Source organism: Streptomyces sp. f51, assembly GCF_037940415.1.
Lineage (GTDB): Bacteria > Actinomycetota > Actinomycetes > Streptomycetales > Streptomycetaceae > Streptomyces.
The window spans coordinates 3,919,624-3,945,832 of the sequence record NZ_CP149798.1 but is presented as its reverse complement, the minus strand read 5'-3'; the positions used below and the strand labels follow the sequence as shown (position 1 = coordinate 3,945,832).

20 protein-coding genes and 2 rRNA genes are annotated in these 26,209 nt (G+C 69.1%); 7 read left to right on the top strand and 15 right to left on the bottom strand.

Features of this window, described 5'->3' with window-relative positions; genetic code table 11:
• Positions 1 to 52 precede the first annotated feature (52 nt).
• The 6 genes from WJM95_RS17270 to WJM95_RS17245 form a co-directional block, all read right to left on the bottom strand.
• Positions 53 to 679, bottom strand: a complete 627-nt coding sequence (locus WJM95_RS17270) for a SigE family RNA polymerase sigma factor (protein ID WP_339135634.1) — start codon at positions 677 to 679, stop codon at positions 53 to 55.
• Positions 680 to 1,187: 508 nt separating this feature from the next.
• Positions 1,188 to 2,249 carry an aspartate-semialdehyde dehydrogenase gene (locus WJM95_RS17265; protein WP_339130616.1) on the bottom strand — a complete coding sequence of 354 codons (1,062 nt, stop codon included), beginning with the start codon at positions 2,247 to 2,249 and terminating at the stop codon, positions 1,188 to 1,190.
• Positions 2,246 to 3,523, bottom strand: coding sequence for an aspartate kinase (locus WJM95_RS17260; RefSeq protein WP_339130615.1), 1,278 nt, complete (start codon positions 3,521 to 3,523; stop codon positions 2,246 to 2,248). The genes WJM95_RS17265 and WJM95_RS17260 overlap by 4 nt, the downstream gene beginning before the upstream one ends.
• A 261-nt stretch (positions 3,524 to 3,784) precedes the next feature.
• Positions 3,785 to 4,444, bottom strand: a complete 660-nt coding sequence (locus tag WJM95_RS17255) for a DUF5063 domain-containing protein (protein WP_339130614.1) — start codon at positions 4,442 to 4,444, stop codon at positions 3,785 to 3,787.
• Positions 4,437 to 5,036 carry a recombination mediator RecR gene (gene recR, locus WJM95_RS17250; protein ID WP_100596382.1) on the bottom strand — a complete coding sequence of 200 codons (600 nt, stop codon included), beginning with the start codon at positions 5,034 to 5,036 and terminating at the stop codon, positions 4,437 to 4,439. Before recR ends, WJM95_RS17255 begins: the two co-directional genes overlap by 8 nt.
• 98 nt (positions 5,037 to 5,134) lie before the next feature.
• Positions 5,135 to 5,479: a YbaB/EbfC family nucleoid-associated protein gene (locus WJM95_RS17245; protein ID WP_339130613.1), complete on the bottom strand. Its 345-nt coding sequence runs from the start codon at positions 5,477 to 5,479 to the stop codon at positions 5,135 to 5,137.
• A 299-nt stretch (positions 5,480 to 5,778) separates the two neighbouring features.
• On the opposite strand from WJM95_RS17245, the gene WJM95_RS17240 reads away from it, so the two are divergent.
• Positions 5,779 to 6,519, top strand: coding sequence for an SLATT domain-containing protein (locus WJM95_RS17240; RefSeq protein WP_339130612.1), 741 nt, complete (start codon positions 5,779 to 5,781; stop codon positions 6,517 to 6,519).
• A 15-nt stretch (positions 6,520 to 6,534) separates the two neighbouring features.
• Here the strand turns inward: WJM95_RS17240 and WJM95_RS17235 are convergent, their stop codons facing one another.
• Positions 6,535 to 8,067 carry a substrate-binding domain-containing protein gene (locus WJM95_RS17235; RefSeq protein WP_339130611.1) on the bottom strand — a complete coding sequence of 511 codons (1,533 nt, stop codon included), beginning with the start codon at positions 8,065 to 8,067 and terminating at the stop codon, positions 6,535 to 6,537.
• A gap of 117 nt (positions 8,068 to 8,184) precedes the next feature.
• Complete coding sequence (locus WJM95_RS17230) at positions 8,185 to 10,260, bottom strand: protein kinase (protein WP_339130610.1); 2,076 nt, start codon at positions 10,258 to 10,260, stop codon at positions 8,185 to 8,187.
• Positions 10,261 to 10,582: 322 nt separating this feature from the next.
• Between WJM95_RS17230 and WJM95_RS17225 the strand changes: the two genes are divergently transcribed.
• The 3 genes from WJM95_RS17225 to WJM95_RS17215 all read left to right on the top strand — a co-directional run bounded on the left by WJM95_RS17225 (position 10,583) and on the right by WJM95_RS17215 (position 13,662).
• On the top strand, positions 10,583 to 11,938 hold the full coding sequence (locus WJM95_RS17225) for an aspartate aminotransferase family protein (protein WP_339130609.1): 1,356 nt from the start codon (positions 10,583 to 10,585) through the stop codon (positions 11,936 to 11,938).
• Positions 11,939 to 12,111: 173 nt separating this feature from the next.
• The gene (locus WJM95_RS17220) at positions 12,112 to 12,807 is read left to right on the top strand and encodes a GntR family transcriptional regulator (protein WP_339130608.1); all 696 of its coding nucleotides are present in this window, start codon (positions 12,112 to 12,114) and stop codon (positions 12,805 to 12,807) included.
• Positions 12,808 to 13,011: 204 nt separating this feature from the next.
• Positions 13,012 to 13,662 (top strand): hypothetical protein, encoded by a 651-nt coding sequence (locus tag WJM95_RS17215; protein WP_339130607.1) that lies wholly within the window; start codon positions 13,012 to 13,014, stop codon positions 13,660 to 13,662.
• A 74-nt stretch (positions 13,663 to 13,736) separates the two neighbouring features.
• Here WJM95_RS17215 and WJM95_RS17210 read toward each other — a convergent pair whose 3' ends face one another.
• From WJM95_RS17210 to WJM95_RS17200, 3 genes are all read right to left on the bottom strand, one after another.
• Positions 13,737 to 14,027 (bottom strand): DUF3303 family protein, encoded by a 291-nt coding sequence (locus WJM95_RS17210; RefSeq protein WP_339130606.1) that lies wholly within the window; start codon positions 14,025 to 14,027, stop codon positions 13,737 to 13,739.
• Positions 14,028 to 14,190: 163 nt separating this feature from the next.
• Positions 14,191 to 16,008 (bottom strand): 5'-nucleotidase C-terminal domain-containing protein, encoded by a 1,818-nt coding sequence (locus WJM95_RS17205; RefSeq protein WP_339130605.1) that lies wholly within the window; start codon positions 16,006 to 16,008, stop codon positions 14,191 to 14,193.
• Between the two features lie 344 nt (positions 16,009 to 16,352).
• Complete coding sequence (locus WJM95_RS17200; RefSeq protein ID WP_339130604.1) at positions 16,353 to 17,636, bottom strand: adenylosuccinate synthase; 1,284 nt, start codon at positions 17,634 to 17,636, stop codon at positions 16,353 to 16,355.
• A 199-nt stretch (positions 17,637 to 17,835) separates the two neighbouring features.
• Here WJM95_RS17200 and WJM95_RS17195 point away from each other — a divergent pair, with 199 nt between their 5' ends.
• The gene (locus tag WJM95_RS17195) at positions 17,836 to 18,699 is read left to right on the top strand and encodes a diacylglycerol kinase family protein (protein ID WP_339130603.1); all 864 of its coding nucleotides are present in this window, start codon (positions 17,836 to 17,838) and stop codon (positions 18,697 to 18,699) included.
• Between the two features lie 434 nt (positions 18,700 to 19,133).
• Here WJM95_RS17195 and WJM95_RS17190 read toward each other — a convergent pair whose 3' ends face one another.
• The gene (locus WJM95_RS17190; RefSeq protein WP_339130602.1) at positions 19,134 to 19,634 is read right to left on the bottom strand and encodes a MarR family transcriptional regulator; all 501 of its coding nucleotides are present in this window, start codon (positions 19,632 to 19,634) and stop codon (positions 19,134 to 19,136) included.
• Between the two features lie 102 nt (positions 19,635 to 19,736).
• Here WJM95_RS17190 and WJM95_RS17185 point away from each other — a divergent pair, with 102 nt between their 5' ends.
• Both WJM95_RS17185 and WJM95_RS17180 read left to right on the top strand, forming a co-directional pair.
• A complete protein-coding gene (locus tag WJM95_RS17185; protein ID WP_339130601.1) occupies positions 19,737 to 20,762 on the top strand; it encodes an ABC transporter ATP-binding protein in 1,026 nt (341 codons plus the stop codon).
• Positions 20,759 to 22,381 (top strand): ABC transporter permease, encoded by a 1,623-nt coding sequence (locus tag WJM95_RS17180; protein ID WP_339130600.1) that lies wholly within the window; start codon positions 20,759 to 20,761, stop codon positions 22,379 to 22,381. The genes WJM95_RS17185 and WJM95_RS17180 overlap by 4 nt, the downstream gene beginning before the upstream one ends.
• Positions 22,382 to 22,472: 91 nt before the next feature.
• Here the strand turns inward: WJM95_RS17180 and WJM95_RS17175 are convergent, their stop codons facing one another.
• The 3 genes from WJM95_RS17175 to WJM95_RS17165 form a co-directional block, all read right to left on the bottom strand.
• Positions 22,473 to 22,670: a tetratricopeptide repeat protein gene (locus WJM95_RS17175; RefSeq protein ID WP_339135632.1), complete on the bottom strand. Its 198-nt coding sequence runs from the start codon at positions 22,668 to 22,670 to the stop codon at positions 22,473 to 22,475.
• A gap of 60 nt (positions 22,671 to 22,730) precedes the next feature.
• A 5S ribosomal RNA gene (gene rrf / locus WJM95_RS17170) occupies positions 22,731 to 22,847 on the bottom strand.
• An 86-nt stretch (positions 22,848 to 22,933) separates the two neighbouring features.
• Positions 22,934 to 26,055, bottom strand: a 23S ribosomal RNA gene (locus WJM95_RS17165).
• Between the last annotated feature and the right edge of the window lie 154 nt (positions 26,056 to 26,209).

The following is a 26,209-nucleotide window of genomic DNA, read 5'->3' as shown; positions in this document are numbered from 1 at the left end:
TCGTGTTCCGGGCTCCCCTGGTCCTCGGGGTGCCGCCGGTCGTCGTTGCCATTCATGCCGAAGCCCCCATGGCGACGCGGAGCGCGGCGATGCCCCGCGAGCCGTACGCCTTCACCGAGCCCAGCGAGACACCGAGCGTCTCGGCGACCTGGGCCTCGGTCATGTCCGCGAAGTAGCGCAGGACCAGGACCTCGCGCTGACGGCGCTGGAGTCCCTTCATCGCCTTGATCAGGGCGTCGCGCTCCAACTGGTCGTAGGCGCCTTCCTCGGCGCTCGCCATGTCGGGCATCGGCTTCGACAGGAGCTTGAGGCCGAGGATGCGCCGGCGCAGGGCCGAACGCGACAGGTTGACGACGGTCTGACGCAGATAGGCGAGCGTCTTCTCCGGGTCCCGGACGCGTTTGCGCGCCGAGTGCACCCGGATGAAGGCCTCCTGGACGACGTCCTCGCAGGAGGCGGTGTCGTCGAGCAGGAGCGCCGCGAGACCGAGGAGGGAGCGGTAGTGCGCCCGGTAGGTCTCGGTCAGATGGTCGACCGTCGTGCCCGCCGCCAGGCTGTCCTGGGCGCCGTCACGCTGATTCGGGATGCGGGCGGGCCGCGCTGAGGGCATGGGCGCGATCACCGGCATGCCGCCGGGCGCGCCGGGGCTGCGGGGTCGGCGGGGTGGACGCAGGGCCATGCCCCTCGTCTGGACCGCGGTGAATTCGAGTACCTCTGCCACGCCAGTTGGACACACGTCCCCCCGGCAGGGTTGTACGCGACGGGCATCACATTCGCGCCGGACACCACTTCGGCCGGAATCCTCTCCCCCGGAACGCCCCCCGGACCCCCCGCCGTTACGCCGCCGCGCCGACGCGACAGTGCATCAGATGCCCTCATGCGTAACAGCTCTTCTCCTGTGCCCAATGCTCCGCCGCCCCCCGGACGCCCCTGAATGGCGACGGCGAAGACGCTCCCCGTCCGCCGCGCGGTTGCGGGGACGACACCGAAATCTTCGAACGCCGACCCGAGTCCGTTCAAGTGGTCAGGACCATTAAGTTGATCACTGAACCGATAGAGATCCTACAAAGCCGTCCTTCGCGGGGCACCGGATTTACGGTCCCAGAGCACAAGGAACCCTCACCCGCGACGCTCTGACCAGCGACGACGCCGAATCCTGCGGGTCCGGGACCGGCGGAGGGCAGGCGCTAAGGGGTCTTGATGATCTCCGCCGCCACCAGCTCGGCGATCTGAGCGGTGTTCAGGGCGGCGCCCTTGCGCAGGTTGTCCCCGCAGACGAACAGTTCGAGGGCGGTCGGGTCGTCCAGCGCACGGCGGACCCGGCCCACCCAGGTGGGGTCGGTGCCCACCACGTCCGCGGGTGTGGGGAACTCACCGGCGGCCGGGTTGTCGAAGAGGACGACGCCGGGCGCGGTGTCCAGGATCTCCCGGGCCTTCTCGACCGTCACCTCGTCCTGGAAACGGGCGTGCACGGTCAGGGAGTGCGTGGTGACGACGGGAACGCGGACGCAGGTGACCGCGACCTTCAGCCGGGGCAGCCCGAGGATCTTGCGGGTCTCGTCGCGCACCTTCATCTCCTCCGAGGACCAGCCGTCCTCGGCGAGCGACCCGGCCCACGGCACCACGTTCAGGGCGACCGGCTCCGGGAAGGGTCCCGTGTCGTCGCCCACGGCCCGGCGTACGTCACCGGGGCTGTTCCCCAGTTCCGTGCCCGCGACCAGGGACATCTGCCGCCGCAGGGTGTCGATGCCCGCGCGGCCGGCTCCGCTGACCGCCTGGTACGAGGAGACGACGAGTTCCCGCAGCCCGAACTCGGCGTGCAGGGCACCCAGCGCCACGATCATGGACAGGGTGGTGCAGTTCGGGTTGGAGACGATCCCGCGCGGGCGCACCCGGGCGGCGTGCGGGTTCACCTCGGGGACGACGAGGGGCACCTCCGGATCCATCCGGAAGGCGCCCGAGTTGTCGACGACGACCGCGCCCTTGGCGGCGGCGATCGGCGCCCACTGGGCGGCCACCTCGTCCGGGACGTCGAACATGGCGACGTCGACCCCGTCGAAGGCCTCCTCCGACAGGGCCGCCACCTCGACCTCCACACCGCGCACGGCCAGCTTGCGGCCGGCCGAGCGCGGCGAGGCGATCAGTCGGATCTCACCCCAGATGTCCGCGTGCTGGGACAGGATCTGGAGCATGACCGTGCCGACGGCTCCGGTCGCTCCCACGACCGCGAGCGTCGGTCGCCGGGTCATCGCCCGGTGCCTCCGTAGACCACGGCCTCGTCGCTGTCGGAGTCGAGGCCGAAGGCGCTGTGCACGGCGCGGACCGCGTCGTTGACGTCGTCGGCGCGGGTGACGACGGAGATGCGGATCTCGGAGGTCGAGATCAGCTCGATGTTGACCCCGGCGTCCGTGAGCGCCTCGAAGAAGCCGGCCGTGACACCCGGGTTGGTCTTCATGCCGGCGCCGACGAGGGAGATCTTGCCGATCTGGTCGTCGTAGCGCAGCGACTCGAAGCCGATCACGCTCTTCGCCTTCTCCAGGGCGTCGATGGCCTTGCGGCCCTCGGTCTTCGGGAGGGTGAAGGAGATGTCCGTCAGGCCCGTGGTGGCCGCCGACACGTTCTGCACGATCATGTCGATGTTGATCTCGGCGTCGGCGATGGCGCGGAAGATCGAGGCGGCCTCGCCCGGCTTGTCCGGGACGCCGACGACCGTGACCTTGGCCTCGGAGGTGTCGTGAGCGACACCGGAAATGATGGCCTGCTCCACCTTCTGGTCCCCTTGCTTCATCGGTGCGCTGCTGACCCAGGTGCCCTGAAGTCCGCTGAAGGACGACCGCACGTGGATCGGGATGTCGTAACGGCGGGCGTACTCCACACAGCGGTGGAGCAGCACCTTGGAGCCGGAGGCGGCGAGCTCCAGCATGTCCTCGAAGGCGATCCAGTCGATCTTCTTCGCCTTCTTCACCACGCGCGGGTCGGCGGTGAACACGCCGTCCACGTCGGTGTAGATCTCGCACACCTCGGCGTCGAGCGCCGCGGCGAGCGCGACGGCCGTGGTGTCGGAGCCGCCGCGGCCCAGCGTGGTGATGTCCTTCTTGTCCTGCGAGACGCCCTGGAAGCCGGCGACGATGGCGATGTTGCCCTCGTCGAGCGCCGTACGGATACGGCCCGGGGTGACGTCGATGATCCGCGCTTTGTTGTGGACCGAGTCGGTGATGACGCCTGCCTGGCTGCCGGTGAAGCTCTGGGCGCTGTGGCCCAGGTTTTTGATCGCCATCGCCAGCAGGGCCATGGAGATCCGCTCTCCGGCGGTCAGCAGCATGTCGAACTCTCGTCCGCTGGGCATCGGAGATACCTGCTCGGCGAGATCGATCAGCTCGTCCGTCGTGTCGCCCATCGCGGAAACGACGACGACCACCTGGTGGCCGTTCTTCTTCGCTTCCACGATCCGCTTGGCGACGCGCTTGATGCCCTCGGCATCGGCTACGGAGGAACCTCCGTACTTCTGCACGACAAGGCCCACGTGCGCTCCTCGCTCAGTCCGTCTCTGCACCGCACTACTGCGGTCGGCTCAGTCTAACGAGCGGCCGGATTTCCCTTCCGGGGTATCGCATCGTGAGATGTCCCGCTCACGACGTGATCACTCCGGGCTGTCAGGTGGATAGGGAGATCCGGCCGCTCCGAGACGGCACCTGCCCGTGCCGGCGCCCCGCCACTCCGAACGTGCCTCAGCTCACACCGGGTGCGGGCCGGGAAGGGGGCGGCGGGGCCGGGAGGGGACGGGCTACTTGACCGTGCGCAGGCCGAGCGGTCCCGCGATCTCCTCCGCCATCACCTTGCCTGCCTCCTCCGCGAGCACTTCCTCGCCGAGGTCCTGGTCGGTGTCGAGGCCGTCCAGCTCCTCCAGGGGCTGGTTCAGCCGGACGTGGGCCACCACGGACTGGAGCGCGCGCAGGGTCGCGGAGGCGGTGGAGCCCCAGTTCGAGAAGTAGGAGAACTGCCACCACCACAGGGCCTCCGTGGTGCGGCCCGCACGGTAGTGGGCCATGCCGTGGCGCAGGTCGGCGATGACGTCGGCGAGGTCGTCGGAGATACGGGCCGGGACCGGGGCCTTGCGGGGCTCGTACGGGTCGAAGACCTCGGAGTAGACGTCGATCGGCTCCAGCATCACGGCGAGCCGCTCGCGCAGTTCGTCCACGTCCGCCTCCGGGCCGAGGTCCGGCTCGTAGCGCTCGTCGGGGACGATGTCCTCGTGCGCGCCGAGACGGCCGCCGGCCAGCAGGAGCTGGGAGACCTCCAGCAGGAGGAAGGGCACGGCCGAGTCCGGCTCGTCGCCCTTGGCGACCTCGGCGACGGCGACCAGGAAGCTCTCCACCTGGTCCGCGATCTGGACCACGAAGTCGTCGGGGTCCGGGCTCGTCTCGTGCAGCGTGGCGTCAGACATCTAGAAGTCGTCTCCCCTCGAAGGCGCGGCCGAGTGTGACCTCGTCCGCGTATTCCAGGTCGCCACCCACCGGGAGGCCGCTGGCCAGGCGGGTGACCTTGAGGCCCATGGGCTTGATCATGCGGGCGAGATACGTGGCCGTGGCCTCGCCCTCCAGATTCGGGTCCGTGGCCAGGATGAGCTCGGTGACCGTGCCGTCGGCCAGACGGGCCAGGAGTTCCCTGATCCGCAGATCGTCCGGGCCGACCCCCTCGATCGGGCTGATCGCGCCGCCGAGCACGTGGTACTTCCCCCGGAACTCACGTGTCCGCTCGACGGCGACCACGTCCTTGGGCTCCTCCACCACGCAGATGACCGTGAGGTCGCGGCGCGGATCGCGGCAGATGTTGCACAGCTCCTCCTGCGCGACGTTGCCGCAGGTCGCGCAGAAGCGGACCTTCGCCTTGACCTCCATGAGGGCCTGCGCGAGCCGGCGGACGTCCGTGGGCTCCGCCTGGAGGATGTGGAAGGCGATCCGCTGCGCGCTCTTGGGACCGACGCCGGGGAGCCGCCCCAGTTCGTCGATGAGGTCCTGGACAACGCCTTCGTACAACGGACTGCCTTCCGATTGCTCCGGTACCGCCTGGTCCCGTCCCGCTTGTCTTCCTGCTGTTTCTTCCTGGTGCGTACGGTAGTTGGATGCCGCCGGTCTTAGAAAGGCAGACCGGGGATGCCGCTGCCGCCGCCGAGCCCCTGGGTGAGCGGGCCGAGGGTCCGCTGCTGGAGGTCCTGCGCGTTCTCGTTCGCCGCGTGGACGGCCGCGACGATCAGATCGGCGAGCGTCTCGGTGTCCTCGGGGTCGACCGCCTTCGGGTCGATCACCAGGGCGCGGAGCTCTCCGGAGCCCGTCACGGTCGCCTTCACCAGGCCACCGCCCGACTGGCCGCCGACCTCCGTCCGCGCCAGCTCCTCCTGCGCGTTCGCCAGGTCCTGCTGCATCTTCTGGGCCTGCTGGAGCAGCTGCTGCATGTTGGGCTGGCCACCACCGGGAATCACGATCAGCTCCTGGTTACGAGTACGGCTGTCCGAGCGTTTTTTCCTGTCCAGCACGAGCCTACGTGGTCCACGGGCCCGTCGCCCAAGCACTCTTTCGAGTGACATCACAGCCGCTCCTATACCTGATCAAGGCCCTCTTCCGGGCGGAAAAGCCGGTAAACCCGGTCCATCGCCACCCATTGGGCGGTAGGAAGGGGGCGGCGCAAATGCACCACGTGTCACAGGACGTCACGCAGTGTCAGTGCCGTCACCGTCGTCACCGTCGTCCGTCATCACCGTCGTCAACTAGGGAGTGCCGGGTGAGTCAGCCGGAGATGCAGCCGGAGGGGCCGCTCCAGGACGGGCGGAACGAGTTCGCGGCGGGGCTGCGGCCGGGGGATCTGCTCGGCCGGCCGTTTCCGCTCGGCGACTGGGAGGAACCCGCCGAGCGGCTCCACGAGCTCTACCGATGGGTGGAGCAGGGGGCGCTCGACACGGCCGCCTGGTATCTCTCCGACCGCGTGTGGAAACGGCGGGCGGCGCGGGCGCTGCGCTGCGGTGCCTCGCTGGGGGCCGTCGCCGGGGCCGCGCTGCCGCTGCTCGACCTCACCGGCTCGCTGCGCGGGGTCGCTCCCTGGGGCTATCTGGCCCTGCTGCTCGCGGTCTCCTGCGCGGCCGTCGACCGGTTCTTCGGCGTGACCTCCGGATGGATAAGGGACGTGGCCACCGCGCAGGCCGTACAGCGGCGGCTTCAGGCACTTCAGTTCGACTGGGCGTCCGAGAGCGTCAGGGAGGTCCTCGGACCGGCCGACGGAACGGCCAGCGAGGCGGCCGACCGGTGCATCGGCGTGCTGCGGAGGTTCTCCGAGGACGTCACCGAGCTGGTGCGCACCGAGACGGCGGACTGGATGGTGGAGTTCCGCACCGGACCCGCGCCGCTGGGGATCCAGTCGGCGGCGGGAGCGCCCCGGCCCGAAGGCCCGCCGCTGAACGGCCGCACACCGCTGCCGCCCGGCACGCGCCCGAACATGCCCCGCCAGCGCCCGCCCGAGCCGCGCTAGAGGGGCTCGGGCGTCTCACCCGGCCCCGCAGATCCTCAGCCCGACCGGTGTCCCGCAGGGCAGATGGCCATGGGTGCGGACGACGTCCTGGCCACTGCCCCGGCCGATGTAGGAGAGGAAGCTGGAGGCGAGGGAGTCGGCGGGCGGCTGCCCGTAGGTGTAGGCGTACTCGATCTCGCGGTACGGGTAGTCCGAGGTGCCGTGCTCCAGGTCCTCGACGGAGGCCGCGTGACCGTCCAGGCCGATCCTGTGCAGGCCCTTGTGGCCGGTGGCGTCGTTGAGCTCGCTGTAGCCGATCGCGCCGCGCAGCCGGGCGACCGTGGCCAGCACCTGCTCGGTGGAGTCGAGTTCGCAGCGCACGAGCGGCGCCGTCGCGTCGTCCTTGTGGACGCAGTCCAGCGAGGAGTTGGCGATCTCGCCGCGCCCGAGCACCCGGCGCTGGAACACCTGCCGGGTCCCGGAGTCGGCGTCCCTGCTGACCAGCACGACGGGCAGGTCGGGGCCGCCGAGCTGGTCCCAGTTCCCGATCTCGCCGCGGTACAGCCGCCGTACGTCGGTCAGCGACAGGTTCCGGACCGGCACGGCGTCGTTGACGACCAGCGTGAAGACGGAGACCGCGATCCGGTTCTCCCGCAGTCGGGGGAAGTCGCCCGGCTTGGGACCGTCGGAGAGCGCGACCAGCGCCGGAGACCCCTTCTTCGACGCGCGCCCCGCCGCGTCGAGTTCACGCACGCCGGCCGTGCTGCCGTGGGCGTCCACCGTGATGGTGGAACCCTGGCAGTCGTGCTCGTACTTCTGCGCCAGTTCGCGGGCCACCGGCTCGAAGGCGGTCGAGCCGGTGACGGCCAGCGTGCCCCGCTCGCAGCCGATCGGGGGCGGGGTGCCGTCGCGCAGGACGACGATCAGGGCGAGCGTGACGACGCACACCGTCAGCAGCACGGTGAACAGCCGCGCGGCCCGGCTGAACAGCGGCGGCTGGTCGTCCGGTGTCGTACTGCGGTTGGGCCGGACCTCGCCGTCCCGGATGCCGCCGACGATCCGGACCGGACATCCCACGTCGCCGCCCGACAGCAGGACGAGCAGCTTGAAGTGCTCGCCCCGGTTCAGCGGGACCCGCGGGATGCGCAGCGTGCCGTTCTCGTAGCCGAGCCCGGCGGCCGGGGTGAAGTGGTCCATCAGATGGTCGGTGCCGGGTGGCTGGGTCACGGACACACCGCGGATGGTGCGGTCGGTGAACACCGCGGTCAGACCGTGCCGTTCGTGGCTGGTGTAGTCCTCCCCGGCGATGCTCTGCGAGCCGTCGTTCTCGATCCGCAGCAGCACGAGGGTGGCGTCGGACATGCCGGGCGTCTCGTCGAACAGCCCGAGCCGCACGTTCGCGCGTCCCGAGCGGACCCCGTCACCGATGGGGTTGTCCATCTGGACGCGGTAGCCGACGGTCTTGCGGCGCGGCACCCTCCGCTCGTACCAGACCATCACGGCGGAGGAGACGACGCCGATGACGGCGGTCCCGACGGCCACGACGTTCTCTGCGCTCAGCCACTCCACGTGAGCCACTCCCCCGAGCACTGCCCTGCGGTGCGGTCACCGTACGGCCCTGGCCGGAAACAGCCCACATACGGGGAGTGAACTTCGGCGGCCGCGGGCAGCGCGGCCGCCCGGGGCTCAGCCGCTCTTCGTGTAGGTCAGCTCGGCCTCGGCCGCCGAGCCGGTCTTCGCCCGCCGCAGCCGGCCGTCCGGCAGGAGGCTGACCTCGGAGGCGTCACCGGGCTTGCAGGACGGCGGTCCGCCGACGGTGACCGAGGAGGGGCCGATCTCCAGCGGCCCGCTCGGGCCCGGGGCCGAGGAGAGAGCCGCCTCGAAGACACAGTGGTAGCCGACCGAGCCGTCCGCGACGATCGTGAGCACCGTGTCGCCGACACCGCCCTGCTGGATCGTCATGCGGCGCGTGTGGTGGCCGGTGTCGTTGTCGATCACCGCGTCCCAGGTGCCGAGGAACGCCTGCGGGATCGTGCCGCCCGGGGTCGCCGGGGCACTGGACAGCAGCGGGGAGGCGGTGGTCGGCACCTGCGAGGCGCTCTGCCCCGGGGTCGTCCCGCCGGCGGCCGTGCTGGACGCCTTGGGGTCGTCCGTGCCGCCCCCGTTCCCCCGGCCGTTCAGCAGCGCGAACACACCGCCGCCCGCGCCGAGCGCGACGACCAGGGCCACGGCGACGAGCAGGGCGGTGGACCTGCTGTTGCGGTGCGGGGCCTCCGGGCCGAGCGGGGCGACACCGTGACCGTACGGAGGTGTCGGTCCGAAGGGCGGGGTCGCGCCGCCGGGACCGTACGGGTTGGCCGTCACGCCCGGACCGTAGGGAGGCGTCGAGCCGTACGGGGGCTGGGTGCCCCAGCCCGCCTGCGGATAGCCGTACGCGGGGTGTGCCGGGCCCTGCCCCGCGGGCTGCGGGTGCTGCTGCGGATAGCCGTAGGCGGGGTGCGGACCGGCCGGAGCCGCCGGAGGGGGCGTCGCGCCCGAGCCCGCGATCATCGTCGGCAGATGGTTCACCGGACCGGGCTGCCCCGGGGCGGGCGGGGTGGCGCCCCCGTCGGCGGGCGTGGACGCGTGCTCCGACGACACCTCGGCCGACGCGGCGGGCGCCGAGGAGGAGGCGGAAGGCGTCGAGGAGGAAGCCGAGGACGAGGAGGCGGAGGACGATGACGCGGGCGCGGGCGCGCCGGACGGCGGCTTGGAAAGGTCGGGGGCCGCGGCCGGGGCCGGCGGCAGGGCGAGCGCGGCACCGGGGGCCACGGCGCCGGGCGGGAGCTGCGGCGGTCCCGCGTCGGGGTTCTCCGTGTCGAGCAGCTGCACGGCGTGCCGCCCCAGCTGGGCCACCAGCGAGCCGGGCAGCCACGGGTCGAGGGTGCGTCCCTCGGCGACGGTGTCCTCCGCCCCCGTGCGCTCCAGGATCTCGTCGAGACCGGGCCGGGCGCCGGGATCCTTGCGCAGACAGTCCCGCACCAGGTCGGCGAGGCCCTCGGGCACCCCCGTCAGGTCGGGGTCCTCCTGCGCGATGCGGAACATCATGGCGTGCACACCGCTGTTGGCCGCGCCGAACGGAAGGGCGCCGGTGGCCGCGTACGACAGGACCGAGCCGAGGCAGAAGATGTCGCACGCGGGCGTGACCCGGTCGCCGCGCACCTGCTCGGGGGCCATGAACCCGGGGGAGCCGACGAGCGCCCCGGTGTGGGTGAGGCCGCCGTCGGTCACCGTCTCCAGCGCGCGGGCGATGCCGAAGTCGATGACACGGGGGCCGTCGATGGTGACGAGGACGTTCGAGGGCTTGAGGTCGCGGTGGATGAGGCCCGCGGCGTGGATGTCCTGGAGCGCGTGCGCGAGGCCCGCGGCGAGGATGCGCACGGAACGCTCGGGCAGCGCCCCGTGGTCCCGCCCGACGACACCCTGGAGCGAGGGACCGGCGACGTAGCCGGTGGCGACCCACGGGATCGGGGCCTCGGTGTCCGCGTCCAGGACGGGCGCGGTCCACAGTCCGCCGACCCGGCGGGCGGCCTGCACCTCCTGGCGGAAGCGGGCCCGGAACTCCTCCTGCTCGGCGAGTTCCGGCCGGACGAGTTTGACGGCGACGGTACGTCCCCGGTCGGACCGCGCGAGATAGACGTGGCCCATGCCGCCGGCGCCGAGTCTCGCCAGCAGTCGGTACACGCCGATCTGCCGCGGATCCCCTGCCCCCAGTTTCTCCATGACGGTGCCCACCCTCCCCCATATGTGTGCAACAGACCGAGGATAGTGCGCCGTTGCGGGAGGCGTGCCGAGCGGTGTCTACGGTTCCGTCACGACTGGTGCCGTTTTGGTAACGGCTCCCCCCGTTGTCCACGAGGTCCTCCGCCGGGAAGCGCACGGCAGCTGTCACCCAGCGCTCGCGGCGCCGTACGCGCCGGTGTGCGCGCCGGTGCCGCCGGTCCCCGCACCCGCGGCCAAGCCCGACAGTCTGTCGCGGAAAGCCCCCGACCGCAGACAGGACGCCGATACCGCGCCCGGTCCGTGGACATTTACGCTTCGCCGCATGACCCCTCAGCCCAACCCCCAGGCCGGCGCCGCCGTGAAGGCCGCGGACCGCGCGCACGTGTTCCACTCCTGGTCCGCGCAGGAGCTCATCGACCCGCTCGCCGTCGCCGGTGCGGAGGGGTCGTACTTCTGGGACTACGAAGGCAAGCGGTATCTGGACTTCACCAGCGGGCTCGTCTTCACCAACATCGGCTACCAGCACCCGAAGGTCGTCGCCGCGATCCAGGAGCAGGCCGCCACCCTGTCCACCTTCGCACCCGCCTTCGCCGTCGAGGCGCGCTCGGAGGCGGCCCGGCTGATCGCCGAGCGGACCCCCGGCGACCTGGACAAGATCTTCTTCACCAACGGCGGCGCGGAGGCCGTCGAGAACGCCACGCGGATGGCCCGGCTGCACACCGGCCGTCCCAAGGTGCTCTCCGCCTACCGTTCGTACCACGGGGCCACCTCCACGGCGATCAACCTCACCGGTGACCCGCGGCGCTGGCCGAACGACATCGGCGCGGCCGGTGTCGTCCACTTCTGGGCGCCGTTCCTGTACCGCAGCCCCTTCCACTCCGACAGCGAGCGGCAGGAGTGCGAGCGAGCGCTCCAGCACCTGGAGGACACGATCGCCTTCGAGGGACCGGGGACCATAGCGGCCCTGATCCTGGAGACGATCCCGGGCACCGCGGGCATCATGACGCCGCCGCCCGGCTACCTCGCCGGAGTGCGGGAGATCTGCGACCGGTACGGGATCGTCTTCATCCTGGACGAGGTCATGGCCGGGTTCGGCCGCACCGGCAAGTGGTTCGCGGCGGACCACTACGAGGTGACGCCGGACCTGATGACCTTCGCCAAGGGCGTGAACTCCGGCTATGTGCCGCTGGGCGGTGTGGCGATCTCCTCCGCCATCGCCGAGACCTTCGCCCGGCGGCCCTACCCGGGCGGGCTCACCTACTCCGGCCACCCGCTGGCCTGCGCCGCCGCGGTCGCGACGATCAACGTCATGGAGGACGAGGGGATCGTCGGCCAGGCGGCCGCCATCGGCGAGACCGTCCTCGGACCGGGTCTGCGCGCGCTGGCCGAACGGCACCCGAGCGTCGGCGAGGTACGCGGCACGGGCGTCTTCTGGGCCCTGGAGCTGGTGAAGGACCGCGAGACCCGGGAGCCGCTGGTCCCGTACAACGCCTCGGGCGAGGCGAACGCCCCGATGGCCGCGTTCGGTGCCGCGGCCAAGGCCCGTGGTCTGTGGCCCTTCATCAACATGAACCGCACCCACGTCGTCCCGCCGTGCAACATCACCGAGGCCGAGGCCAAGGAGGGTCTGGCGGTCCTGGACGAGGCGCTGTCGGTGGCGGACGAGCACACGCTGTGAGGCCGTAGGACGCGTCCGCGCCCCCGTGGGGGCCGGCCGCCCGGCACCCCGCGCCCCTTCGGGGGTGCCGGGGCACCGGGCCGCCGGCCCCCACGGCGTATGGTGGCCTGCTCGACGGGATACGCGAGCGGACACGCGCACCCAGCGACGCGACGGGGAGTGAGAACACCACCATGGCCGGGACCGGCGGCAGCGGCGCCGTCACACGCAGCACCCTGCGGCAGCAGATCGCGGACGCGCTCCGCGACGAGGTGCTCGGGGGTCGCCTCCGGCCGGGCCAGGAGTTCACGGTGAAGGAGATCGCCGAGCAGTACGGCGTCTCCGCGACCCCGGTCCGCGAGGCCCTGGTCGACCTGTCGGCCCAAGGTCTCCTGGACGCCGACCAGCACCGCGGCTTCCGGGTCCACGAGTACTCCGGCGCCGACTACCGCGGCATGATCGAGGCCCGCAGCCTGATCACGGAGGGCATGTTCCAGCACCTCGTGGCCAGCGGGATGCCGCAGGCCGACGACCCCGGGGCGCTCGCCGCCCTCGCGGCCGTACGGCGCCGCGGCGAGGAGGCCCAGCGCGCGGCCACCGCGGGTGACCTGAACATCCTCATCGGCTACGACCTCCGTTACTGGCGCGAACTGAGCAACCTGTTCGGCAACACCTACCTGGCCGACTTCCTGCACCGGATGCGGGTCCAGTCCTGGGTCTGCACGGTCCAGCACCTGCGCCACGTCTCGGACCTCAAGGGCCATCTGTGGTCCGGCCACACCCAGTTGGTGGACGCCCTCGCCCGCCGCGACGCCGACGGGGCACGGGCGATCGTGACGGCGTACAACGAGCACGCCCTCACCCTGATCGAGCGCCTCGACGCACCCTGAGCCACTGCCCGGGGCGGCGGCCCGCCGGTCCCGCGTTTGAGGACGCCCTCCGCGGGCGATCGAGGGGATGGGGGCGCGACCCCGGGGACGGACAACCCCGGTCCCTCGGGGGACGTACTTGTGTACCGGCCTCTTCACAGGACCGCCACGCGCATTACGCTGCCCTGACCACCCTGCACCCCAAGGAGCAAGAGGAGCCGTCTGTTGGCCTGTGACCTGTGGTTGGTCCCGCTCGTCGACGTGCTGTGCCACACCCCCGACAACCCCTTCGCCGAGGAACTGGCGCTCTACGACAAGGTGCTCGCCGAGGCCGGGCTTCCCCCGGTGCCGGTGTACGCGTACATGCCGGGCCTGTCGGGCGACGTGGCCCCGGTAGCCGGCTTCGACTACGACGCGCTGCACTTCCTGCGCCGCGCCTACCTGCTCCAGATGTGCGGGCTCGCGGTGGCGCCGGTCGACGAACTCGGCGGCGACTACGAGCAGTTGCTGGAGATGTTCGAGACGAACGCCCAGCAGTCCCATCTGGTCTGGCACTACGACCACGCGGGCGCCTACGTCCCCGTGGAGTTCCCCCACCCGCTCGCCAACGACGAACTCCTCGCGGGCGGCGGCCCCTTGGGCTCCTCGCAGGTTCTCCTGCGCGAACTCGAGTTCGTGGCGCCCTCCATCGGCATCGACCCGGCCAACCCCCCGGCTCCGCCGCTGCCTCCGAGCGCCCCGACGGAGCTGGAGGAGCCCGCGGCTCCCGCGCCCTACGACTCCAGCCCCTTCGCCCGCGAGCGCCATGTGTGGCTCGGTCTGCACGCGGCGGCGACCCGGAGCCTCGCCCAGGGCTCCATGATCGTCTTCAGCTGATCCGCGCTCCCGGCGTCTCCGGCTGCGGGCCCTCTTGTCCGGCCCCGCACCCGGAGACGCCGTGCGCCCGGATGTCAGCCCAGCTGCGACAGGCCCTTGTGGAGGTCCTCGGGGTTCATGACGGGCGCGAGATCGATCTTGGCGCCGAGTTCCATGAAGAACGGCTCGGCGATCACCGGGATCTGGCTGGTGTCCTCCAGGTCGAAGACCATGTAGCAGGCGCGGCTGCCCTCGTGGGTCGTGAAGTAGGACGCCTCCGGCTTGAGCCGCTCCATCGTCCGCTGCATCAGTTGCGGGAGCTTTCCGCTCCGGATCAGCTCATTCGCCTTCTCCGTGTCCATGGTCGCCCTGAGCATCACGCGCATCGCAGTCTCCTAGTCCGTCGGCCGACGCACGCAGAAGCACCCGCACGTGCGCTTTCAGGCTGTTCCCCCCACGGACGACCTCCTCACGGCGGCGGCCCGGACGTCACTCTCTCCAGTGAGGTCCGGGCCGTGCCGGTCAGGGGTGGCGCGTCGAGCGGGCGGGTCAGAAGACCGGCGTGCCGCCCTGGGTCAGCTTCCAGTTGACGGCCGCGAAGTCGGCCGGGTTCAGGGCTCCCTTGGCGATGACGTAGGCGATCATCAGGTCGCGGACCTGGTCCGGGGCGCTGAAGGCGGTCTCCGCGGCCGCGATGTGCGGGTAGCCCGAACCGCCGTTGGCGCGGTAATTGTTGACCGCGACGACGAAGACCTGGTCGTCGGCGACGGCCGCGCCGTTGTGGGTGAGGTTCTTGATCCGCGAGCCCTCGGCCGCGGCGATGTCGATCTCGTAGTCGACGCCCGCCGCGGTGTCGTACATGTAGTCCCAGAAGCTGTTGGCGTTGGTGAGGGTGGCGGTGTCCACGGCCGTGCCGGCCGGCACCTGGTGGTAGTACTTCGCCGCGTACTCCAGGTAGTCCTTGAGCTGGGCGCCCGTCAGCTTCTTGCCGTAGAGCGTGTTGTCGTAGATGTACAGCCCGGCGATGTCCTTGATGGTGACGCTGCCCGCCGGGATGTCCGCGGTGCGGCTGAAGGGCGCGGCGACCGAGATCAGCGGCAGCGCCGCGTCCGCGGTGGACAGGCCCGCCTTCACGGCTTCCGTCTGGACCTCGTGGATGAAGTCCATGACCGGGACGTCCTTCCAGCAGGACTCCGCGGCCGAGAGGTCCTCGGTGCAGGTGCCGACCGCCGTGTTGACGTACTTCACGACGAGCTCGTGGTCGGCTTCCAGGTGCTTCTTGATCTGCGGGTCCTCGTCCACCGCGGCGGGGTTGAGGGTCTGCGCGGTCTTGCCGACGACCTTCCAGCGGCCGTGCTCCAGCTCCATCTCGAAGTCGAAGACGCTCAGCCGGTAGCCCCAGCAGTAGGGCTCCGAGAGCAGGACGTCCTCGCCGGTCTCCGCGTTCTTCACCGTGTAGGAGGGGACCTCCACGTGGGTGTGGCCGACCAGGATCGCGTCGATGCCGGGCACCTGCTCGGCGACCAGGTTCGAGGCATTCTCCACGTACGGCAGCGCGTCACCCCACGACGACGAGCCGTCGAGGCCCGAGTGGTCGGTCAGGAAGACGACGTCGCAGCCGAGCGCACGCAGCCGGGGCACGTACTTCTTCGCCTGCTCGACCAGGCCCGGGAAGACCATCCTGCCGTTGACGTTGTCCTTGTCCCACAGCGCGATGCCGGGGTTGGTCAGGCCCATGATGCCGACCTTGATGTCGGGGGCCCCGGGCACACGGATGTGCTTCACGGTGTACGGCTGGAACGCGGGCCGCAGCGTCTTGGCGTCCAGCGCGTTCGCGGCGAGCAGCGGGAAGTCGCACTGGCTCTCGAACTTGCGCAGCGTCTCGATGCCGTAGTTGAACTCGTGGTTGCCGAGCGCGGCGGCGTCGTAGCGCATGAGGTTCATCGCCACGGCCATCGGGTGCTTGGGGCCCTTCTTGCCCTTCGCCCCGGTGATCGGGTCGACCCGCGCGAAGTAGTAGCCGAGCGAGGTGCCCTGGATGATGTCGCCGGCGTCGACGAGGAGCACGCGGTCCTCGCCCTTGGCGGCGCGCTGCTGCTTGATGAGCGTGGCGACCTTGGCGACGCCGACGGAGTTGCCCTTGGTGTCGGAGTAGGCGGCGTCCTTGTAGTAGTCCCAGTCGAAGACGTGGCTGTGCAGGTCGGTGGTGCCCAGGATCGAGAACGACCACGTCCGCGGCTTCTTGGGCGGCTTGCGGTCCGCCGCCTGCGCGGGCGTCGTCAGTGCGGCGCCGCCGACGGCCACGGCCGCGCCGGTGACGGCCGACGTCTTGACGAACTCCCGGCGGTTCAGGGGATTGACGGGCATACGGGCTCCTGGGACTGGGGTGTCGGGGCAGGGGGACGTGCCGTGCGTGCCGTGCGGAACTACACGCGTAGAGCGTGGTCGCCCGCTTGCCCCTCGAAAACCAGGAGAAGCCCATCTCCCGGTCAATAAAAGGTCAGTTCACGGCTCCACCGGACGCCGGAGACCGGGATGTCGAACCGTGTTCACCCCGATTCACCCCGTTGGCACACACCTTTGTGCCGCCGCGGTCGTCGACCGCTCGCACCGCGCCCCCGACTCCCGTGCCGCACACCCGCCTTCACCGGCATACGCGTGCGCCCCCGGCCGACGGCCGGGGGCGCACGCGTGGAACTGCCGGACGGACCCTAGATGAACGAGTTGATCTCGATCGTCTCGTCGCGGCCCGGTCCGACGCCGATCGCGGAGATCGGGGCGCCCGACATCTCCTCCAGCGCCTTCACGTAGGCCTGCGCGTTCTTCGGAAGGTCACCGAAGGTCTTCGCCTTGGTGATGTCCTCCGACCAGCCGGGCAGGGTCTCGTAGATCGGCTTCGCGTGGTGGAAGTCGGTCTGGGAGTACGGGAGTTCCTCGACGCGCTTGCCGTCGATCTCGTACGCCACGCAGACCGGGATCTCCTCCCAGCCGGTCAGGACGTCCAGCTTGGTGAGGAAGAAGTCGGTCAGCCCGTTCACGCGGGTCGCGTAGCGGGCGATGACCGCGTCGAACCAGCCGCAGCGCCGGTCACGGCCGGTCGTCACACCACGCTCGTGTCCGATGCGCCGCAGCGCCTCGCCGTCCGCGTCGAACAGCTCGGTCGGGAACGGACCCGAACCCACCCGGGTCGTGTACGCCTTGAGGATGCCGATGACCCGGCTGATCTTGGTCGGGCCGACACCGGCACCCGTGCAGGCGCCGCCCGCGGTCGGGTTCGACGACGTCACGAACGGATACGTGCCGTGGTCGATGTCCAGCAGCGTGCCCTGGCCGCCCTCGAAGAGCACGACCTTGTCCTGCTCCAGCGCCTGGTTGAGGATCAGGACGGTGTCCGCGACGTACGGCTTGAGCCGGTCCGCGTAGCCCAGCAGCTCCTCGACGACCTGGCCCGCCTCGATGGCGCGCCGGTTGTAGAGCTTGGTGAGCAGCTGGTTCTTGACCTCGAGAGCCGCTTCGACCTTCTGGGTGAGGATCGACTCGTCGTAGAGGTCCTGGATGCGGATGCCCACGCGGTTGATCTTGTCCGCGTATGTCGGACCGATCCCGCGCCCGGTGGTGCCGATCTTCCGCTTTCCGAGGAAGCGTTCCGTCACCTTGTCGACAGTGACGTTGTAAGGCGTGATGATGTGAGCGTTTCCGCTGATCAGCAGCTTGGAGGTGTCGACGCCGCGCTCGTTGAGCCCGTTCAGCTCGGAGAACAGGACGGACGGGTCGACGACGACTCCGTTTCCGATCACCGGAGTGCACTCCGGCGTGAGGATTCCGGAAGGGAGGAGGTGGAGGGCGTATTTCTGGTCGCCCACGACTACCGTGTGGCCGGCGTTGTTGCCGCCCTGGTAGCGCACCACATAGTCCACGGATCCACCGAGCAGGTCGGTGGCCTTTCCCTTGCCCTCGTCACCCCACTGAGCACCGAGCAGCACAAGTGCGGGCACAGGCGTACACCCCTTCCGGGCGGGGCATGTCCAAAGTCGGGGCGTACGCGGCCGGATCTGGCTGCGACTGCGTACACCGGCGACCACCATTGGCCGCGACCGTCGGACCGGATGCCCCGGAATAGACGAAGCCCCTGGCGCAAAGGCGCAAGGGGCTCTTGCAGAAAGATGCTACCCGAGGAAGCGAGGCAGGACCGAGGTGGCGGCTTCCGACCAGCTCCTGGTGGTCATCGACCCGGTCGCCCGACGGACGGACGGCGAGTCCGTCCGGATCGCGAAAGACGTGCTCAGCGCGGGTGCGGCGACGAAAGTGTGCCTCCCGGAGGGGCCCGAGGAATTCGCTCGGGCACTGATCCGACGGGGTGCCCGCAGACCCGTGGTCATCGGCGACGACGGCGCCCTGCTGCGGGCGGTGTCCCTGCTGCACCGGCGGCGGGAACTCGCCGCCTGCGCACTGTCCTTCGTACCGGTCGGGGGTGCGCTGTCGCTGTCCCGGTCGCTCGGGGTGCCGATGGGGGCCGTCGCGGCGGCCAGGGCGGTCCTCGACGGGGCCGAACGACGGCTCGACCTGCTCGTCGACGACAGTGACGGCGTGGTGCTCGGCGCACTGCGCATCCCCTCGCTGCCCGCGCTGCCCTCCCGGCCCACCGCGACCGCGTTCGCCGACCTGCCGGGGGAGGAGGCCGGCGGGCATCCGTGGCTGCGTACGTGCCAGTCGCTCGTACGGACCCTCGCCTCCCGGCCGTCCCGGCTCGCCGCGCCCCCGACGGGGCCCTCCCGGCTGCGGATCGAGGTCGACGGCGTGTGCGTCGTGGACCTGGACCAGCCCGTGGAGGCCGTGTCCGTGACACCGGGCGGCTCGGGAACCGGTGCCGAGATCGAGGTCCGCGCGGTGTCCCCGGGGGCCGCGCCCTCGCCCCTGCGGCTGCTGGGCCACAAGGTCACCGTCTCCGGCGCGGACTTCCGCTACGGCGCGGACTCCGTGGTGAGCGGCCCTGTCCGGACCCGGACCTGGACGGTGAGGGAATCGGCCTGGGGCCTGACCCTGCCGGCCACGACATGACAACACCCCCGCCCTGCCCCCTGACGTGGCCCTGAAGGGCCGGGCACCGCGGATAGGGGGCCCCGGGCCTCTGGGCGCGCCGGGGCCGGGCCAGGGCTCGGTTCTGGACGCCCCGGGCCGGGGCCGGGCCGACGGCACCGCAGGTGGCGCGAGCAGTCCGACGCGTCGGGGGTGGTCCATCCGGGGGGCGGGGCATCTGGATGGGCGGGCTTCCGGGCGCGCGCTGCCGGGAGCCCTGGTCACGCGCGTTGGGCGGCAGTCCACCAAGGGATGCTCCACCCGGGGGGCGGGGCGCCTGGGCGGGCGAGGCGTCCGGGATGCCCGGGCTACCGGGGGCGCTGTTGGGCTCGCCCCCCCCGTCAGGCATCGTCGTCGGCCAACCGCTCCCGTTGCGGCGCCCGGGCTGCCGGGGATGCGCTGCCGGAGTCCCCTGGTCAGGCGCCGTCGCCGAACAACTGCTCGCGGTGCGCTCGCCAGTGCTCCATCATCGCCGCGATCTCCCCCTCGACGAACTCGAAGAACGCGAGGGTCTCGGAGAGCCGCCGGCCCGCGGGCGTCGCGGAGCCGAGGGAGTCGACACCGGCCCGCAGGGCGAGTTCCCACCGCTTGAGCACCGCGTCACGGTTGGTCAGGGCCTCGTACCACTGGTTGCTGTGCACGCGGTACCGCTCACGCCGCGAACCGGGTTCACGCTCGCGCGCGACCATGTGCTGCTGCGCGAGATAGCGCACCGCGCCGGACACGGCCGCAGGGCTGACCTGGAGCTGCTCGCCGAGTTCTGCGGAGGTCATGGCCCCGGAGTCGGAGGCCAGCAGCGCGGCGAAGACACGTGCGGGCATCCGCTGCATCCCCGCCTCGACGAGCTGGGCCGCGAAGCCCTCGACGAACTGCGAGACCGCCTCCGGGTCCCGTTCCGCCGCACTCGGTTCCGCCATCTGCCGATCATCTCCCCTGCTCACGCATCGCCGTCGAGTGTATCCAGGGTTTATACGTTTCCTTAACTTCACAAACTTCTGAAGGAAGCGTACGTTCGGGCCATGACGAAGGCAATCAGCGTCGCCGGACTGCACAAGTCGTTCGGCAGGACGCACGCACTCGACGGCCTGGACCTTGAGGTCGGGGCCGGCGAGGTGCACGGCTTCCTCGGCCCCAACGGCTCCGGGAAATCCACCACCATCCGGGTCCTGCTGGGCCTGCTCCGTGCCGACTCGGGCACCGCCCGGATGCTGGACATGGACCCCTGGGCGGACGCGGTCGAACTGCACCGCCGGGTCGCCTACGTCCCCGGCGACGTCACCCTGTGGCGCAACCTCTCCGGCGGCGAGGTCATCGACCTGTACGGGAGGCTGCACGGCGGAGGCCGCGCCCGGCGCGGTGGACAGGGCGGCGGACGGACCGGCGGCCTCGACCCGGCGCGGCGCGCCGACCTGATCGAGCGCTTCGAACTCGACCCCACCAAGAAGGGCCGCACCTACTCGAAGGGCAACCGTCAGAAGGTCGCCCTCGTCGCCGCCTTCGCCTCGGACGTCGACGTCCTCATCCTGGACGAGCCGACCTCGGGCCTCGACCCGCTGATGGAAGAGGTCTTCCAGAAGTGTGTCCGGGAGGAACGCGACCGCGGCCGCACGATCCTGCTGTCCTCGCACATCCTGAGCGAGGTCGAGGAACTCTGCGACCGCGTCAGCATCATCCGCAAGGGCCGGACCGTCGAGAGCGGCACCCTCGCGGACCTGCGCCACCTCACCCGTACCAGCGTCACCGCGGAGCTCACCGGCCCGCCGAACGGACTGGCGTCCCTGCCCGGAGTCCACGAACTCGACGTCCAGGAAGCCGGGTTCCGGCACGACGGGGTCAGCTGCCGGGTCCGGTTCCACGTCGACACCGACCAGCTGAACGCCGTACTGAAGTCACTGACCGACTCCGGCGTACGGTCCCTCACCTCGACCCCGCCGACCCTGGAGGAGCTGTTCCTGCGGCACTACCAGGAGGACGGCGTCAGGGCCGGGGACACCCAGGAGCACGACGGGCACGCGGACGGATCCGAGGAGACGGTGACCCGATGACCGCCACGACCACCTCGGCCGCCGGCCCCTCCACCGCCCGCGTCGGCGGCTCCCGCCCCCTGGCCGGCACCGGAACCCTGCTGCGCTTCGCGCTGCGCCGCGACCGCGTCACGACACCGCTGTGGATCGGCGTGACCGCCCTGATGGTGCTCTCCCTGCCGGCCTCGCTGAAGAGCGTGTACAGCACCCCGGCCGAACGCGCTTCCCTGGCACGGCAGATGCTCGCCAACAACTCCCTGCGTGCCACCTACGGACCGGTGTTCAGCGACTCGCTCGGCGGACTCACCGCCTGGCGCATCGGGGCCTACGCGGGTGTCCTCGCCGCCATCATGAGCCTGACCATCGTCGTACGGCACACCCGGGACGAGGAGGAGAGCGGGCGTCAGGAACTCGTCTCCGCCGCGATGGTCGGGCGACGGGCCCCGCTGACGGCCGCCCTGCTCGCGGCCCTCGTCGCCAACGGCGTCCTCGCCCTTCTCGTCACGGGCGGCCTCGCCGGACAGGGCGCTTCCGGGGCGCTGGCGCTGGGGCTCGCGATCGGCGGAACCGGAATGGTCTTCGCGACCATGGCGGCGATCGCCGCCCAGCTGACGGAGAGCGCCCGGCTCGCCAAGGGACTGACGGGCGGTCTGATCGGCGCCGCCTTCGTCCTGAGGGCGGCCGGCGACTCCGCGACCGACGACGGATCGTCGGTGCTGACCTGGATCTCGCCGGTGGGCTGGCTGGAGAACGTACGCGCCTACGCGGACGAACGCTGGTGGGTCCTGCTGCTGTTCGTCGCGGCCGTGGCCGCGCAGGGTGCCACCGCCTACGTACTGGCCGGCCGGCGCGATGTCGGCATGAGCTTCCTGCCGACCCGTCCCGGACCCGCGACCGGTCGGCTCGGCTCGGCCGGAGCACTGGCCTGGCGGCTCCAGCGGGGTGCGGTGCTCGGCTGGAGCCTCGGCTTCCTCGCGGCGGGCGCCGCGTTCGGAGCCATCACGAAGGGCGCCGCGGACCTGGTCGGCGGGAACGCCAAGACCCGCGAGATCGTCGAGCGGATGGGCGGACAGGCCGGGATCACCGACGCGTTCCTCGCCGCCATGGTCGGCATGCTGGGCATGGTCGCCGCCCTGTACATCGTCTCCTCCGTACTGCGGCTGCACGGCGAGGAGACCTCTCAGCGCGCCGAGCCCCTGCTCGCGACCGCCGTCGGCCGGCTGCGCTGGGCCGGCGGCCATCTCGTCCCCGCCTTCGGCGGCACGGTTCTCATCATGCTGCTCGGGGGACTCGGCCTCGCTCTCGGCTACGGCTCCGCATTCGGCGCCGTCCTCGGCGCCAGTCTGGTCCAGGTCCCGGCGGTCTGGACCGTGGGCGGTCTCGCGGTCCTGCTCTACGGACTCTCGCCCCGGGTCGCCCGCGGCGCCTGGGCCGCTGCCGGCCTCGCCCTTCTCCTCGGCTGGATCGGCCCCGCCTTGAAGATCCCCCAGGCCGTCATGGACCTCTCCCCCTTCGGTCATCTCCCGAAGCTGCCGGGCGGCACCATGACCTGGACACCGGTCCTGGTCCTCACGGCGATCGCGGCGGCCCTGACGACAGCGGGACTGGCCTGCCTGCGCAGACGGGACATGACCGCATAGGAATCCGGTCCTGGAATTGGCAGGGCGGTTGCAAGTTCGAGCACTCCCCCTCCTGGGCATCACCAACGGTCCAGGCACCCACGGAACTTGATCAAGCCCGGTCCTTCAGGGACTGCCACAGGCCTGCCAGGGACACCTGCGCATCGAGGTGCCCCAGCTTCGCCCGGCGGAACCACGAGATCGCGTTGTCGAGGTCACCGAGATCGACGTAGACGAGCCCCAGGTTGTACTGAGCGTTCACGCTGCCGGACTCCGCCGCACGGAGGTACGCGTCACGCGCTTCCGTCAGTCCCTAAACGCAGAAAACCCCCGTACCGGTATCCCCGGCACGGGGGTTTTCTCAAAAATTGTTCGGCGGCGTCCTACTCTCCCACAGGGTCCCCCCTGCAGTACCATCGGCGCTGTGAGGCTTAGCTTCCGGGTTCGGAATGTAACCGGGCGTTTCCCTCACGCTATGACCACCGAAACTCTATGAAACTGTCAACCGGAGCCGTGGCATGGCTACGACGGTTGTTCGTGGTTTCAGAACCAACACAGTGGACGCGAGCAACTGAGGACAAGCCCTCGGCCTATTAGTACCAGTCACCTCCACCCGTTACCGGGCTTCCAGATCTGGCCTATCAACCCAGTCGTCTACTGGGAGCCTTAACCCCTCAAGGGGGTGGGAATACTCATCTTGAAGCAGGCTTCCCGCTTAGATGCTTTCAGCGGTTATCCCTCCCGAACGTAGCCAACCAGCCATGCCCTTGGCAGGACAACTGGCACACCAGAGGTTCGTCCGTCCCGGTCCTCTCGTACTAGGGACAGCCCTTCTCAATATTCCTACGCGCACAGCGGATAGGGACCGAACTGTCTCACGACGTTCTAAACCCAGCTCGCGTACCGCTTTAATGGGCGAACAGCCCAACCCTTGGGACCGACTCCAGCCCCAGGATGCGACGAGCCGACATCGAGGTGCCAAACCATCCCGTCGATATGGACTCTTGGGGAAGATCAGCCTGTTATCCCCGGGGTACCTTTTATCCGTTGAGCGACGGCGCTTCCACAAGCCACCGCCGGATCACTAGTCCCGACTTTCGTCCCTGCTCGACCCGTCGGTCTCACAGTCAAGCTCCCTTGTGCACTTACACTCAACACCTGATTGCCAACCAGGCTGAGGGAACCTTTGGGCGCCTCCGTTACTCTTTAGGAGGCAACCGCCCCAGTTAAACTACCCATCAGACACTGTCCCTGATCCGGATCACGGACCCAGGTTAGACATCCAGCACGACCAGACTGGTATTTCAACGACGACTCCACCCGAACTGGCGTCCGAGCTTCACAGTCTCCCAGCTATCCTACACAAGCCGAACCGAACACCAATATCAAACTGTAGTAAAGGTCCCGGGGTCTTTCCGTCCTGCTGCGCGAAACGAGCATCTTTACTCGTAGTGCAATTTCACCGGGCCTATGGTTGAGACAGTCGAGAAGTCGTTACGCCATTCGTGCAGGTCGGAACTTACCCGACAAGGAATTTCGCTACCTTAGGATGGTTATAGTTACCACCGCCGTTTACTGGCGCTTAAGTTCTCAGCTTCGCCACCCCGAAGAGTGACTAACCGGTCCCCTTAACGTTCCAGCACCGGGCAGGCGTCAGTCCGTATACATCGCCTTACGGCTTCGCACGGACCTGTGTTTTTAGTAAACAGTCGCTTCTCGCTGGTCTCTGCGGCCACCCCCAGCTCATGGAGTAAATCCAATCACCAGTGATGGCCCCCCTTCTCCCGAAGTTACGGGGGCATTTTGCCGAGTTCCTTAACCATAGTTCACCCGAACGCCTCGGTATTCTCTACCTGACCACCTGAGTCGGTTTAGGGTACGGGCCGCCATGAAACTCGCTAGAGGCTTTTCTCGACAGCATAGGATCATCCACTTCACCACAATCGGCTCGGCATCGGGTCTCAGCCTTAATGTGTGACGGATTTGCCTATCACACGGCCTACACCCTTACCCCGGGACAACCACCGCCCGGGATGGACTACCTTCCTGCGTCACCCCATCACTCACCTACTACCACCTTGGGTCGGCGGCTCCACCACTCCCCTCAACTCCGAAGAGATCAGGGCGGCTTCACGGCCTTAGCATTAATGGGCTCGATGTTTGACGCTTCACAGCGGGTACCGGAATATCAACCGGTTATCCATCGACTACGCCTGTCGGCCTCGCCTTAGGTCCCGACTTACCCTGGGCAGATCAGCTTGACCCAGGAACCCTTAGTCAATCGGCGCACACGTTTCTCACGTGTGTATCGCTACTCATGCCTGCATTCTCACTCGTGAACCGTCCACCACTGCCTTCCGGCGCGGCTTCACCCGGCACACGACGCTCCCCTACCCATCACAGCGGGCGTTGGCCCTATTGCTGCAATGACACGACTTCGGCGGTACGCTTGAGCCCCGCTACATTGTCGGCGCGGAATCACTAGACCAGTGAGCTATTACGCACTCTTTCAAGGGTGGCTGCTTCTAAGCCAACCTCCTGGTTGTCTCTGCGACTCCACATCCTTTCCCACTTAGCGTACGCTTAGGGGCCTTAGTCGATGCTCTGGGCTGTTTCCCTCTCGACCATGGAGCTTATCCCCCACAGTCTCACTGCCGCGCTCTCACTTACCGGCATTCGGAGTTTGGCTAAGGTCAGTAACCCGGTAGGGCCCATCGCCTATCCAGTGCTCTACCTCCGGCAAGAAACACACGACGCTGCACCTAAATGCATTTCGGGGAGAACCAGCTATCACGGAGTTTGATTGGCCTTTCACCCCTAACCACAGGTCATCCCCCAGGTTTTCAACCCTGGTGGGTTCGGTCCTCCACGACCTCTTACAGCCGCTTCAACCTGCCCATGGCTAGATCACTCCGCTTCGGGTCTTGAGCGCGCTACTGAATCGCCCTGTTCGGACTCGCTTTCGCTACGGCTTCCCCACACGGGTTAACCTCGCAACGCACCGCAAACTCGCAGGCTCATTCTTCAAAAGGCACGCAGTCACGAGGCAAGCACAAGTGCTTGCCCGACGCTCCCACGGCTTGTAGGCACACGGTTTCAGGTACTATTTCACTCCGCTCCCGCGGTACTTTTCACCATTCCCTCACGGTACTATCCGCTATCGGTCACCAGGGAATATTTAGGCTTAGCGGGTGGTCCCGCCAGATTCACACGGGATTTCTCGGGCCCCGTGCTACTTGGGTGTCTCTCAAACGAGCCGTTGATGTTTCGACTACGGGGGTCTTACCCTCTACGCCGGACCTTTCGCATGTCCTTCGCCTACATCAACGGTTTCTGACTCGCCTCACAGCCGGCAGACTGTGAAAGAGAGATCCCACAACCCCCCAAGCGCAACCCCTGCCGGGTCTCACACGCTTGAGGTTTGGCCTCATCCGGTTTCGCTCGCCACTACTCCCGGAATCACGGTTGTTTTCTCTTCCTGCGGGTACTGAGATGTTTCACTTCCCCGCGTTCCCTCCACATACCCTATGTGTTCAGGTATGGGTGACAGCCCATGACGACTGCCGGGTTTCCCCATTCGGAAACCCCCGGATCAAAGCCTGGTTGACGGCTCCCCGGGGACTATCGTGGCCTCCCACGTCCTTCATCGGTTCCTGGTGCCAAGGCATCCACCGTGCGCCCTTAAAAACTTGGCCACAGATGCTCGCGTCCACTGTGCAGTTCTCAAACAACGACCAACCACCCATCACCCCCGGTTACCACCGGAGTTCACTGGGGCCGGCACTGAAGGCAGCCGATTCGGCCGTACCTTCAGACACCCAACAGCGTGCCCGACACCCTCGCCACTCG

What these genes read in the sequence shown, in the direction of transcription:
- WJM95_RS17270 (WP_339135634.1), bottom strand. Translation starts at nt 679, where the DNA reads ATGGCCCTGCGTCCACCCCGCCGACCCCGCAGCCCCGGCGCGCCCGGC.
- WJM95_RS17265 (WP_339130616.1), bottom strand. Translation starts at nt 2,249, where the DNA reads ATGACCCGGCGACCGACGCTCGCGGTCGTGGGAGCGACCGGAGCCGTC.
- WJM95_RS17255 (WP_339130614.1), bottom strand. Translation starts at nt 4,444, where the DNA reads ATGTCTGACGCCACGCTGCACGAGACGAGCCCGGACCCCGACGACTTC.
- WJM95_RS17230 (WP_339130610.1), bottom strand. Translation starts at nt 10,260, where the DNA reads ATGGAGAAACTGGGGGCAGGGGATCCGCGGCAGATCGGCGTGTACCGA.
- WJM95_RS17225 (WP_339130609.1), top strand. Translation starts at nt 10,583, where the DNA reads ATGACCCCTCAGCCCAACCCCCAGGCCGGCGCCGCCGTGAAGGCCGCG.
- WJM95_RS17220 (WP_339130608.1), top strand. Translation starts at nt 12,112, where the DNA reads ATGGCCGGGACCGGCGGCAGCGGCGCCGTCACACGCAGCACCCTGCGG.
- WJM95_RS17210 (WP_339130606.1), bottom strand. Translation starts at nt 14,027, where the DNA reads ATGCGCGTGATGCTCAGGGCGACCATGGACACGGAGAAGGCGAATGAG.
- WJM95_RS17205 (WP_339130605.1), bottom strand. Translation starts at nt 16,008, where the DNA reads ATGCCCGTCAATCCCCTGAACCGCCGGGAGTTCGTCAAGACGTCGGCC.
- WJM95_RS17190 (WP_339130602.1), bottom strand. Translation starts at nt 19,634, where the DNA reads ATGGCGGAACCGAGTGCGGCGGAACGGGACCCGGAGGCGGTCTCGCAG.
- WJM95_RS17185 (WP_339130601.1), top strand. Translation starts at nt 19,737, where the DNA reads ATGACGAAGGCAATCAGCGTCGCCGGACTGCACAAGTCGTTCGGCAGG.
- WJM95_RS17180 (WP_339130600.1), top strand. Translation starts at nt 20,759, where the DNA reads ATGACCGCCACGACCACCTCGGCCGCCGGCCCCTCCACCGCCCGCGTC.